The sequence below is a fragment of the Xanthomonas axonopodis pv. maculifoliigardeniae genome, from assembly GCF_041519315.1.
In the GTDB taxonomy this organism is placed as follows: Bacteria; Pseudomonadota; Gammaproteobacteria; order Xanthomonadales; family Xanthomonadaceae; genus Xanthomonas; species Xanthomonas euvesicatoria.
Genome location: NZ_CP167998.1, coordinates 966,513 through 978,881, shown reverse-complemented (window position 1 = coordinate 978,881; position 12,369 = coordinate 966,513). Strand labels below are relative to the sequence as shown.

Annotated in this window: 11 protein-coding genes; 6 read left to right on the top strand and 5 right to left on the bottom strand. The window is 66.2% G+C overall.

The window, feature by feature from the left end:
- The first annotated feature begins 205 nt into the window (after positions 1–205).
- Positions 206–880 (top strand): GntR family transcriptional regulator, encoded by a 675-nt coding sequence (locus tag ACDH77_RS04210; protein ID WP_005917283.1) that lies wholly within the window; start codon positions 206–208, stop codon positions 878–880.
- A gap of 166 nt (positions 881–1,046) precedes the next feature.
- On the opposite strand, the gene ACDH77_RS04205 is transcribed toward ACDH77_RS04210, so the two are convergent.
- The 5 genes from ACDH77_RS04205 to ubiH form a co-directional block, all read right to left on the bottom strand.
- Positions 1,047–2,078: a transporter gene (locus ACDH77_RS04205; RefSeq protein WP_011346485.1), complete on the bottom strand. Its 1,032-nt coding sequence runs from the start codon at positions 2,076–2,078 to the stop codon at positions 1,047–1,049.
- 151 nt (positions 2,079–2,229) lie between these two features.
- Positions 2,230–2,661, bottom strand: coding sequence for a nuclear transport factor 2 family protein (locus ACDH77_RS04200; protein ID WP_008572574.1), 432 nt, complete (start codon positions 2,659–2,661; stop codon positions 2,230–2,232).
- 102 nt (positions 2,662–2,763) lie between these two features.
- Positions 2,764–3,486, bottom strand: coding sequence for an alpha/beta fold hydrolase (locus tag ACDH77_RS04195; RefSeq protein WP_014089440.1), 723 nt, complete (start codon positions 3,484–3,486; stop codon positions 2,764–2,766).
- 127 nt (positions 3,487–3,613) lie between these two features.
- Positions 3,614–4,795, bottom strand: a complete 1,182-nt coding sequence (locus ACDH77_RS04190; protein WP_031421192.1) for a UbiH/UbiF family hydroxylase — start codon at positions 4,793–4,795, stop codon at positions 3,614–3,616.
- Positions 4,792–6,000: a 2-octaprenyl-6-methoxyphenyl hydroxylase gene (ubiH, locus tag ACDH77_RS04185; protein WP_008572568.1), complete on the bottom strand. Its 1,209-nt coding sequence runs from the start codon at positions 5,998–6,000 to the stop codon at positions 4,792–4,794. The genes ACDH77_RS04190 and ubiH overlap by 4 nt, the downstream gene beginning before the upstream one ends.
- 340 nt (positions 6,001–6,340) lie before the next feature.
- Here ubiH and ACDH77_RS04180 point away from each other — a divergent pair, with 340 nt between their 5' ends.
- From ACDH77_RS04180 to ACDH77_RS04160, 5 genes are all read left to right on the top strand, one after another.
- Positions 6,341–6,919 (top strand): hypothetical protein, encoded by a 579-nt coding sequence (locus tag ACDH77_RS04180; protein WP_109291182.1) that lies wholly within the window; start codon positions 6,341–6,343, stop codon positions 6,917–6,919.
- Between the two features lie 3 nt (positions 6,920–6,922).
- Positions 6,923–7,480 (top strand): cob(I)yrinic acid a,c-diamide adenosyltransferase, encoded by a 558-nt coding sequence (locus tag ACDH77_RS04175; RefSeq protein ID WP_008576403.1) that lies wholly within the window; start codon positions 6,923–6,925, stop codon positions 7,478–7,480.
- A 38-nt stretch (positions 7,481–7,518) separates the two neighbouring features.
- Positions 7,519–8,427 carry a histone deacetylase family protein gene (locus ACDH77_RS04170; RefSeq protein WP_008576401.1) on the top strand — a complete coding sequence of 303 codons (909 nt, stop codon included), beginning with the start codon at positions 7,519–7,521 and terminating at the stop codon, positions 8,425–8,427.
- A 128-nt stretch (positions 8,428–8,555) separates the two neighbouring features.
- The gene (gene lptD, locus ACDH77_RS04165) at positions 8,556–10,979 is read left to right on the top strand and encodes an LPS-assembly protein LptD (RefSeq protein ID WP_074053464.1); all 2,424 of its coding nucleotides are present in this window, start codon (positions 8,556–8,558) and stop codon (positions 10,977–10,979) included.
- Positions 10,976–12,367 carry a peptidylprolyl isomerase gene (locus tag ACDH77_RS04160; RefSeq protein WP_008576397.1) on the top strand — a complete coding sequence of 464 codons (1,392 nt, stop codon included), beginning with the start codon at positions 10,976–10,978 and terminating at the stop codon, positions 12,365–12,367. The genes lptD and ACDH77_RS04160 overlap by 4 nt, the downstream gene beginning before the upstream one ends.
- The last annotated feature ends 2 nt before the right edge of the window (positions 12,368–12,369 follow it).

Genomic DNA, 12,369 nt, shown 5'->3' with positions numbered 1-12,369 from the left:
CGGTCGGGGCAGGCGCGCATCAGTGGGTGATTGGGATCTGCAACGCAATGGATCCCAACAAAGGACGACCAACGACTTCGGATCGCCAAAACGGTATCCTTGGGATCCAAATTGCCATCAAGCGATCTCATCCGCAAGGTTTTTATACACGTAAGTGCGAGTTTTCCCTGTCGAAGGAACGTGCGCTGCGGTATGGCGCGAGAGAATGGAGCCAATGGCGAACAACCACCGATTGCAAGCGATCCAGCAGCTACGCGAATTGATCCTGTGCGGCACCTTCGCGCCGGGCGAGCGCCTCACCGAGGCGGCACTGGCCGAGCGCCTGGCGCTTTCGCGCACGCCGATCCGCCAGGCCCTGCCGGCGTTGTGCCAGGAAGGCCTGCTGGTGCAGGCAGGCAACCGTGGTTACGCCGTGCGGCGCTTCAGCCAGCAGGAAAGCCTGGATGCACTGGCGGTGCGCGCAGTGATGGAAGGCATGGCCGCGCGCACCGTCGCCGAACGGGGCGCCCCCGCCGAGTTGCTCGCCACCTTGTACGCCTGCCTGGGCGAAGGCGACCGCATCCTGGCCAGCCGCAATCTCCGTGCCGACGACGAGCAGGCATATGGCGCAATGAATGCCCGTTTCCATCGCGCCATCGTGGAGGCGGCCAACAAGCCGATCCTGACCGAAACGGTGGAGCGCTGCACCTTGGTGCCGTTCGTCAGCCCGGTCAACGTCGTGTTCGGCCAACGCACTGCCGCGCTTGCCTACGACGATCTGTTTTACGGACACAGGCAACACGGCGCGATCGTCTCGGCCATCGAGCAACGCGATGGCGCACGCGCGGAATTGCTGTTCCGCGAACACGCCAACACGCAACGGCACAGCATGGGACTGTGAGACGAGCGCTTTGCTCGTCGATACCCCTGCGCGCCAAGCACCCGGCTTGAGCGATGAGGCCGGACCTCCCGCGCAAGCAGGTTCGCGTGACGGATCGCATCGCATCAGCATCGTCCACATGCCGGCACCGCGGCACAGGCAATGCAGGACACATGACCCGCACACGTTACAGCGAGTGCACAATCATCAGGTTGTAGCTATTGCCCGCCACCGAGTTCTCGACCTCGATGGGGAGGTAAACGTTGAAGTTGAGAAGGTTCTTTTCGTCGAACCGCCAGGACAACCCGGGACCAACGTAGAACTGCCTGCGCTTGCTGTCGGGAATGCTCTGGTCGTTGGTGCGGTTGTTCTTTAACTGCTGCAGGTAATACCCATTGATGCCCAGACGCAATTGTTCGGTGACCTTGACCGAGCTGGCGAAGTTTGCCCACAGCACATCGCCGGCCTGGCCGTTGCGAAAACGGAACCCGGGAATCGGCGGCACACCGCCGGCGCGGCTGGTGCGGAAGTTGTAGAGGTAATTCAGCCGCCCGCTGATTTCCCAGTTGTCGCTGGGTTGCACGGTGAAGGCCCAATGCGGTGCGACCGACCAGAAACCGGTGCTCTGGTTGATGGCGACATCGCGATCGAACTTGCCCACGGGCGCGAAGGCGTCGATGGCAAATCGCTGGAAGAACAGCACCCGCCCATCGCGCATCACCGGCGGCATCTGCAGCGCCGGCCCGAACGAGATATCGCCCAGACCCAAGCCATTGCTGCTCAAGCGCACCGGGCTATCGGCAGCGACGGAGGTGTCGTAATTGACCAGCGGCACGATCGCATTGAAGCTCAACGAACCGCCCTTCCAGGTGTAGGGCGTGACGTAGATGAGCTGGGTCAACGCGACGCTGACCCCGACGTTGGGGTCGCGGAACGCCGGCGAATTATCGCCGTTGGCATTTTTGATCGCATCGAAATCGTAGTACCGCAGATACTCGATGGCCGTCCATCCAGGCTTCATGGAACTGAAGCCATCTAGAAAACTGGTGCCACCCAAATTGATGCCTTGCGGTGGCGCCGCGGTTTCCGGCACGGCCTGCGCCCACGCTGCTGGCGACGCTGCGGCCAGCAAGGCAGCGATGATCAGCGCAGGTTGACGAGGCGACAGCGCATGCGGCAACACCGAACCACAACGAACAGACGAACGGACGCGTTCCACTAGGCGAATCTCCGATGCAAAGGGAATGGATGACTGCGATGCGACGCGACGGGGGAGGGGGAGAAAACAGGACTCAAAGACGGCGGCACGCGACATGCGCCATCGGGACAGCGATGGGTAACGGTGTTGTCTGCAGCCCGGATGCGCCGACTCAGCCGGTGCCGACCCGCAGCAGCAGCGACCCGAGCCGTTGCTGGAACAACCAGCGCCCCTGCTCGAGCACCAGCACATCCTCGAAGCTGCCCAGCAATGCCGGTGATTGCGCCGTCCACGGCGGCGCTGCGGAGGTATCGCCGGCGGTGTAGAGCAGGACATGGCTGTGCGCGTGCGCCAGCGTGTGCGACTGGACGCTGACCAAGGTATTGAGCATCAGGTGGCACGTGGTGCGCGGCGCACGCTCGCGAAACGACTGCAAGATGGCCTCGCGCCCCCGCACGGGCGCATCCGGTGCACTGGGACGCGCGAACACACCATCGTCGGTGAACAACGCGGCCAGGCCGGCATGATCATGGCGGTCGTTGCACAGCGCGAACCGGCGGATCGCTTGCTCGCAGGCAATGATGATCGAGACGTCGTCGTGCATGCAGCGTTCCTCAAGGCGTGACCAAGGCAATCTCGACACCCGGCGAACTGCGTGTTTCGGCAGCAGTGGCCCCGTAGTCCCATGCGTTCGGCGGGCGCGCCATCACGCGGCCTGCAACCAGTCGCGCAGCGCGTCGCTGACGGCGGCAGGTGCCTCCACCGGCGCCATGTGCCCGCAGTGTTCGAAAATCGCCAGCCGCGCCTGCGGAATGTGTCGTGCCATGTCCTGATGCCGCGCCAATGGGCTCCACGCGTCCTGTCGCCCGACTCCCAACAACGTCGGGCATGTGATGTGCGCGAGCACCGGTGCCGCATCGGGGCGTTCCAGCAGGGCATTGGTCTGCCCAGCAAAACTTTGCGCGCTTTGCCGTTGCACCATGGCCATCAAGCCATCCATCAACGCGCCATCGGCGCGGTGATCGGGGTGCAGCATCGGCGGCAACCAGCGCTGAGCCAGCGCCTGCATTCCCTGGGCATGCGCCAGTCGCACCAATGCAAGCCGCTCTTCGCGTTCGCCGTCGCGGCGCGGCGCGATGCCTGTATCGAGCAGGGCCAGCCGCAGCACGCGCGCGGGCGCCTGGCGCATGATTTCCAGCGCGACCCGCCCGCCCATCGAATGTCCCGCCAGCGCAAAGTGCGGCGGCGCAACGTCCAAGACATGCGCGGCCATCTGCGCGATGCTGTCGAAGCCGGCGAAATCCATCACCTGCACATCGGCCAGATCGCGCAGCGCGACGCGCTGCGGTTGCCAGATGGCGGCGTCGCACAGCAGGCCGCACAACAACAGCACTGCCGGCTTGGACGAAGGAGGCGCAGACGAGGTCATGGCGCGACTGTAGCCATGGCAGCCACGCACGTCGTATGGAACCTGCTGCCTTCGCTATAGCATAAAAGGCATATCAAGGCATGACAGACAGCAACCGACGCCGATTTCGGCGGCGGGTGCGATTGGCTCACGCGCCGCCGGAGGCGCGCTTCCACAGCGCATCGACCAACGGCGGCAACGTGCCGGCCAGGCCCAATACCGATCCGCGCAACAAGGTCAGGTGCATTTCGTCGTTGGAAAACACCGTATTGATCGCATCGAAGCCGTAGGCGGCCACGGTGTTCTCGCTGCGCCGGGTACGTGCCCAGCGTTGCAGGCGATGCGGCGCGGCCCAATCGGCACGTTTGGCCATCGCCTCGCGCACGCTCTGCCGCAATGCCGCCACATCGCGCAGGCCCAGGTTGACGCCCTGCCCGGCCAGCGGATGCACCACATGCGCGGCGTCGCCCAGGGTCAGCACGCGGCCGCTGACGTACTGCTGCACCAGCTGCCGTTGCAGCGGGAAGGCAGTGCGTGCCGACACCACGCGCACCTCGCCCAGGCGCGCGGCAAAGGCCTGGGTCAACTCACGCGAGAAATCGGCATCGTGCAGCGCCAGCACGCGCTCGGCGTCGGCATCCGGCAAGGTCCACACGATCGAACTGCGGCCATCGGCGAACGGCAGGAAGGCCAGCGGCCCGGTGGTCAGGAAGCGCTGCCAGGCGGTGGCCTGATGCGGGTGCTCGGTTTCCACGAAGGCAACCACGCCGCGCTGTGCGTAGGCATGCCGGGAGACCGGCAGCCCGGCGAGTTCACGCAGGGTGGAGGCTGCACCATCGGCGGCAATGGCCATTGCCGCTTCCAGCCGGCTGCCATCGTCCAGGCGCAGGCGCACGCTGGCGGCGTCCTGCTCCAGCTCGACCACGCGTGCCGGGCAATGCACTTCGATGCCGGCCGCATGCACGGCGGCCCACAAGCGGTCCACCAGCACGTCGTTTTCGATGATCCATCCCAGTTGCTCGCGTCCCAGCGTGTCGGCGTCGAAGCCCAGCTCGCCACCGCCACCGGCATCCCAGACCCGCATGCGCCGGTAAGGCTGCACACGCGCGGCACGCACCGCATTCCACACGCCCAGGCTGTCGAGCAACGCGGCGTTGTCGGCGGCGAAGGCATAGACACGCAGATCGGGTTGATCGGCGTGCCAGCGGACAGGCTCACGCCCTTCGACCAGGGCAACGCTCAGGCCGGCATCGTTCAACGCCAGCGCGCAGGCGGCGCCGACGACGCCACCGCCGACGATCACCGCATCGCGCGTGCTGCGCCGGCTCATGCGCTGCTCCGGCACAGCTGCGGCACATCGCCACGAAAGCCCATGGCACCGCCTACCAGCATCGATTGCAGCGGGGCCGCCTGCGACGTGGCAAACAAGCCCAGGCTACGCAACGGCCGCAGCAACGGCGCCGGGTTGCCGGTGAGCCGCGCCAGACCGCTGGAAAACCCGATGGTGTGCTCGCGGTCCACCCGCCGCCGCGCCAGATACTCGGCCAGCAACGCACCGGCACCGGCATCGCTGCGATCGTGCTCGATCAATTCGGCCAGCGTCAGCGCATCGCGCAGCCCCAGGTTGAAGCCCTGCGCACCGATCGGATGCAGCGTCTGCGCGGCATTGCCCAACAGCACCACGCGCTCGGCGATGAGGCTGTTGGCCAGCACCTGCACCAGCGGATAGGCACTGCGCTCGCCGGTGGCGACGAAGCGCCCGGCACGCCAGCCGGCGGCACGCTGCAGGCGCGCCAGCCAGCCGGCGTCATCGAGCGCAGCCACGGCCTCGGCCTCGGCGCGCGCCACGCAGTGGATCGCACCGTAATGGCGGTCGCCGCGTGGCAACAGCGCAGTTGGCCCATGTTCGCCAAAACGCTCCCAGGCCGTGCCATCGGGCGGTCGTGACGCACGCACGCGCGCCACGAACAGGGTCTGCAGGAAATCGTGGGCATCGGTACCGATGTGCAGCAGCTCGCGCACCGCGCTATGGCTGCCATCGGCGCCGACCACCAGTCTGGCCTGCACACGTTGCTCGCCCGCATCGGTGGCCAGGCGCACCGCGCGCACGTCGTCCTGCACCGGCTCTATGCCGATGCACCGCGCAGGCCGGTAACGCCGCAGATGGGTCAGTTCGTCCAGACGGGTCTGCAAGGCATCGCCGAAGTCGCGTGCCACCACCACCTGGCCGAAGGCGTCGCGGCCGTAATCGGCCGCGTCCAGTTGCACGCGGCCGAAGTCCCCGGCGCGGCTGACATGGATGCGCCGGATCGGCCCGGGCGGGCTGCGCAGCTTGGCCATCACCCCGAGCGCACCCAGCGCGTTCACCGTGGCCGCGGCGAAACTGAGGTTGCGTTGATCAAACACTGCCGGCGGCGTGCCGGCCGGGGTGGCCTCCACCAGCCCGACATCCAGGCCGAGGCGGTCCAGCGCAATCGCAAGGCTGGAGCCGACCAGGCCGCCGCCAACGATCAGAACGTCATGGGGATGTGTCATTCCCACATGATAAGCCTTCGCCCCCTGCGCGTTGCCGCCAAAGGGCGGGACATCTGCCGCGCCCGCTGCCCACCTGCGCCTTGCCCGGCTCGCACGCAGCGCAGCGCGTCACGCGCTCCCCAAAACGCATGCAGCGGCTGGCACAGCGTGGCGGGCAGTCGCAGGGCGGGCGCGGACGGCGCACCCGGACGCGGCGATCTAGGCGTGGTGCAGGCCGATTCCGGGCCCCGCCCACGCGCGCCTGGCACTGCGCACTCGTTCTGCAGCTGCCGTGCCCAAGCCACGGGCAGCACCACTTCCACGCTACACTCCAGGGCCTGTAATCCGGCCCGCTCCGCGCATGACTTCTCGCTCGCACGACACCCTGATTCTGAGTCTGCTCGCCGTATTGATGGCGGCCACGCGGATCAATCACTTCGCGCCGGTTCCGGATGCGTCCTGGGCGGTGTTCTTCGTCGGCGGATTTCATCTGGCTGCGCGCACCAAGCTGGCATTTCCACTGCTGATGCTGCTGGCCGTGGCGGTGGACTGGCTGGTGATCACCGGCCAGGGCCTGAGCTTTTGGCAGCACTACTGCGTGTCGCCGGCCTACTGGTGCCTGATCCCGGCGTATTTCGCGCTGTGGGCCGGCGGCATGTGGCTGCGCCGGCACTATCACGGCGCACAGTGGAGCGCGCTGGCGCGGCTGGTGCCGGCCCTGCTGATCGCCGTGGCGTTGTGCCAGCTGATCGCCCAGGGCAGCTTCTACTGGATCAGCGCCAGCGTGGCCGACCCGACCGTGGCCGGCTGGTTCAAGAATTACACCGACTGGCTGGGGCCCTATCTGCGCAGTGCCGCGCTGTACGTGGCGGCCGCCGCGGTGATCCAGGTGGCTGCCGAGCGCCTGTCCGCACCGCGTCGCCAGCCCTACGCCGGCTAAGCCATGGGCAATCGACTCTCTCGTATCTATACGCGGACCGGCGACGACGGCAGCACCGGCCTGGGCGACGGCAGCCGGACCGGCAAGGATGCGTTGCGCGTCAATGCCTACGGCACCGTGGACGAAGCCAATTCGGCCATCGGCGTGCTGCTGGCCGCCCCCGGTGTGCCGGAGCCGATCGCCGCACTGCTGACCACCGTGCAGCACCAGTTGTTCGACCTGGGCGGCGAGCTCTGCATCCCCGGCCACGCGGCCATCGACGCGGCCGACATCCAGGCGCTGGAGACGCAGCTGGACGCCTTCAACCAGACGCTGCCCGCACTGCAGGAATTCATCTTGCCGGCCGGCGGTGAGGCCGCCGCGCGCTGCCATCTGGCCCGCACCATCGTGCGCCGGGCCGAGCGCGAGACCGTTGCGCTGTCGCGCCAGGAAGCGGTACGCAGCGAGGCGATCGGCTATCTCAACCGCTTGTCCGACCTGCTGTTCGTGTTGGCGCGCGTGCTGGCGCGTGCCGATGGTCGGCAGGAAGTCCTGTGGCGGCACGACCGCCGACGCGGTTGAGCATGTGCCCGGGTCGGCACAGAGGCTAGAGTTGCCCCATGTTGGTCTTTACCCATCCCGCCTGCCTCGGTCACGACGCCGGCCCTGAGCACCCGGAGAGCCCCGCCCGCCTGGAAGCGGTCGTCCAGGCCCTGCGCGGCGCATTCCCAGATCTGGACTGGCGCGAAGCGCCGTTGGCCAAGCTGGGCGACCTGTGCCGCGTGCACGAGCGCGAGCAGGTGGATGCGGTGCTGGAAACCGCCTTCGACGGCTATCGTCAGCTGGACGTGGATACACGCATGGTGCCGGCCTCGCGCGCGGCCGCCTTGCGCGCCGCAGGCGCCGGCATCGCCGCGGTCGATGCGGTGATGCAGGACCAGGCCCGCACCGCCTTCTGCGCCGTGCGTCCGCCCGGTCACCACGCCACCGCACAGGTGTCGATGGGATTTTGCCTGTTCAACAACATCGCCGTGGCCGCCGCCCACGCCCGCGACCGGCATGGGCTGGAACGCATCACCATCGTGGATTTCGACGTCCATCACGGTAACGGCACCCAGGCGATCTTCGAACGCGACCCCACCGTGCAGTACCTGAGCACCCACCAGTCCGGGCTGTATCCGCATTCGGGCAGCGTGTACGAGCGCGGCGTCGGCAATATCCACAACCTGCTGCTGCCACCGGGCAGCGACGGGCTGCGCTTCCGTAATGTCTGGGAAGACGAGATGCTGCCGCTCGTCGATGCCTTCCGCCCGCAATTGATCCTGATCTCCGCCGGCTTCGATGCGCATCTGCGCGACCCACTGGCCGACCTGATGCTGGACGACGACGATTTCGCCTGGCTCACCGGCGCGCTGCGCACACTCGCCGACCGCCATGCACGCGGCCGCGTGGTCTCGATGCTGGAAGGCGGCTACGACCTGCAGGCGCTGCGCGAAAGCAGCGTGGCGCACGTGGCAGCGCTGCGCTGAACCCCGGCCAGGGCGCCGGTCGCGTCACCGAGTGCGATGAACCTCGCCCTCCCGGCGCCGGCGCTCTTCATTGCCCCTATGCGGGGTATGCGGCAAGCTAGTCGCCATTTTATTGGTTGAACCCACGCGTGCGCCGAGCTCTCCGCCTGCTGCCCCTGCCTTTGAGCATCGCCATCTGCCTCCCGGCCATGGCTGCCGACAAGCCGTTGAACTGGGGACTGTGCCCGGCCGTAGACCCGCTACCCGGCTTCGACGGCGCCCCCGCCGCCGACCCCAAGGCCGCAGAAATGCGCCAGCAGTTGCCGACCGACATCGAAGGCGACCAACTCTCCGGCACCAGCACCACCCCGCAATACCAAGGCAATGTTGCGTTGAAGCGCGGCGACCAGTTCCTGGGTGCCGACAACCTGCGCATGGACACCGAAACCGGCAACTACATCGCCGAAGGCAATGTCCGCTACCAGGACACCTCTTTCCGCATGGTCGCCGACCGCGCCGAGGGCAATCAGGACACCGACACCCACAAGGTCACCAACATCCAGTACCAGTTGGTGGAGCGCCGCGGCAATGGCGACGCCGAATCGGTGGACCTGCAGGGCCAGGTCGGGCAGATGCATCGGTCCACGTACACCACCTGCGACCCCTCGCAGCCGATCTGGCGCGTTCGCGCGCCGGAGATCGACGTCGACAACGAGGAAGGTTTCGGTACCGCGCGCAACGCGGTGCTGCAGATCGGCAAGGTGCCGGTGCTGTACTTCCCGTGGTTCAAGTTCCCGATCGACGACCGCCGCCAGACCGGCCTGCTGTTTCCGCAATTCGGTCTGTCCGGCCGTAACGGCTTCGACTACCTGCAGCCGATCTATCTGAACCTGGCGCCGAACTACGACGCCACGTTGTTGCCGCGCTACATGAGCAAGCGCGGTTTCATGTTCGGCACCGAATTCCGGTACCTGTACGAGGGCGGTCGCGGCGAAGTCACCGGCAACTACCTGCCCAACGACAAGTTGCGCGACAAGGACCGTGGCAGCGTGTTCTACAGCGGCTACCACAACGTCAACAGCAATTGGCAGGCGCGCAGTAGCATCTCCTGGGTCAGCGACACGCGCTACGTGGAAGATTTCACCAGCCGCATCAACGGCATGGGCTCGGCCTCCAGCCTGCAGAGCACCGTGGGCATCTACGGCACCGGCGAGACCTGGACCGCGGGCCTGATGGCCGACCGTTGGCAGCTCACCGACTACACGCTGGACGAGCAGGCCCTGCCCTATAACCGGCAGCCGCGCGCGTATTTCACCTGGGAAAAGCCGCTGGGCATTTTCGAGGCCGGTATCTATGCCGAGGCAGTGCGCTTCACCCACGACGATTCGTACCAGGTGAATTTCATCCCGAACGCCAACAACAACAATGGCGACGAGTACGTCCGTACCAATATCCGCAACAAGCAATACGGCAGCGGCGCGCGCCTGGACGTCAAGCCCTACATCTCGATGCCGCTGTCGGGCGCAGCATGGTTCCTGACGCCTACCGTGGCGTGGCGCTACACCGCGTACCAGCTGGATTCCACGCTGGCCGATACCGCACCGCTGACCGGCAACCGCACGCCCACGCGCAGCCTGCCGATCGCCTCGCTGGACGCCGGCCTGTACTTCGATCGCGAAACCTCGCTGTTTGGCACCAACTATCTCAATACGTTGGAGCCGCGCATGTACTACCTGTACGTGCCGTACCGCGACCAGGACGATCTGCCGGTGTTCGACACCCGTCCGTTCACCTTCAGCTACGGGCAGCTGTTCCGCGACACCCGCTACACCGGCGCCGACCGCCAGAACGATGCCAACCAGCTGACCCTGGCAGTGACCTCGCGCTGGCTGCGCCAGGACGACGGCCGCGAAAAGCTCTCGCTGAGCGCGGGCCAGATCCTGTACTTCAGCGACTCGCTGGTCACCATCAACAACAGCAACAATTCGGCAGCCGGCAGCGAGCAGACCGTCGAACAGGGCAAGTCTGCCTGGGTGGCTGACGCCAACTACATGATCAACGACCGCTGGTCGATGGGCGCCACCTACCAGTGGAACCCGAACTCACGCAAGGAAGATCTGGCCAGCCTGCGCACGCGCTACCTGCTCAACAACGACGGCATCATCAACCTGGCGTATCGCTACCGTCGCAACCTCACCGACAACAGCGACCAGCTCAAGCAGGCCGATTTCTCCTTCCTGTACCCGATCAACCCCAGCTGGAGCGCGGTCGGTCGGTACTACTACTCGCTGCTGGACCGCAAGCCGCTGGAAATCATCGGTGGCGTGCAATGGGACAGCTGCTGCCTGGCGGTACGCGGGCTGGTGCGCCGGTTCGTGCGCAACCGCGATGGCGAGATGGACAACTCGATCCAGATTGAGTTCGTGCTGAAGGGCTTGAGCTCGTTCGGGCAGAACACGGACCGCACTTTGCGCCGTGCTATTCTCGGCTATTACCGCGACGACCTCTACCTGGTCCCGCCCAGCAACACCACGACCAATCCGGACGATTACGATCCGAACCTGATTCCATGACCAAGCCTTTCTCTGTTGTTCTTGCCTCGCTGCTGGCCATCACCAGCACGGTTTCGCCGTTGGCCTCGGCACAGCAATCCCAGCCGCTGGATCGCATCGCTGCCATCGTCGACGAAGACGTGGTGCTGCAGAGCGAGCTCGATCGCGCAGTCCGCAACGTCAAGTCGCAGTACGCCGGTCGCGAAAACCAGCTGCCGCCAGACGATGTGCTGCAGCGGCAGGTGCTTGAGCGCCTGGTGCTGGTCAAGCTGCAGGTCAGCCGTGCCGATGGCAACGGTATCCGCGTCAGCGACGAAGAACTCAACCGCGCCATCGCCAGCATCGCCCAGCAGAACGGCACGACCGTGGACGGCCTGCGCCAGAAGCTGGCAGCCGACGGGATGGGCTACGCCGATTTCCGCGCATCGGTGCGCGACGAGATCATCGTGCAGCGCCTGCGCCAGAGTTTTGCGCAAAGCCGCATCAGCGTGAGCGAAGGCGAAGTGGATACCGCACTGGCCCAACAGGCCGCCACCGGTAGCCAGTACCACCTGGCGCACATCCTGATCGGCTTGCCGGAAGGGGCAACTGCCGAGCAGATCGCCACCGGCCAGAAGAAGGTCGATGGCGTCAAAGCCTTGATCGACAAGGGCGAGCTGGATTTTTCGGCCGCTGCGGTGCGTTATTCCGATAGCCCCAATGCGCTGGAAGGCGGCGATCTGGGCTGGCGCAGCCTGGATGAAATCCCGAACGCATTTGCGCAGCTGATCCGCGACATGCAGCCCGGCCAGGTGGCCGGACCGCTGCGCGGCCCGAGCGGCTTCCAGTTGCTCAAGCTGGTGGAAATGCGCGACGCCAATGCCGGCGGCGAAAAGAAGATGGTCACCGAGTACCACGCACGCCACATCCTGGTGCGGATCGGCGAGAACCAGACCGAGGCGCAGGCCAAGGCCAAGATCGATACGATTCGCGCACGCATCGTTGGTGGTGCCGATTTCCAGGCGACGGCCAAGGAGTCTTCCGAGGACACCAACAGCCGCGGTCAGGGTGGCGATCTGGGCTGGTTCCCCGCCGATGCGTTCGGCCCGGACTTCGGCAAGCAGGTCGAAAGCCTGACCGACGGCGCAGTCTCCGAACCGTTCCGGACCCAGGCGGGCTGGCACATCGTGCAGCGCGTCGGCAGCCGCCAGACCGACGTCAGCGCCGAGAACCAGCGCGCGCAGGTGCGTGAAACCATCGGTCGCCGCAAGCTAGAAGAAGAGTACAACCGCTATCTGCAGGAACTGCGTGGCGAAGCGTACGTGAGCTACCGCACCGGCGACCGCGCCGATGACAATGCCACTGCCGCTCCGGCCAAATCGGCAGACCCGGCAGCGCCCTCGCCGCCGCCGGCAAAGCCGACGCGCTGAGA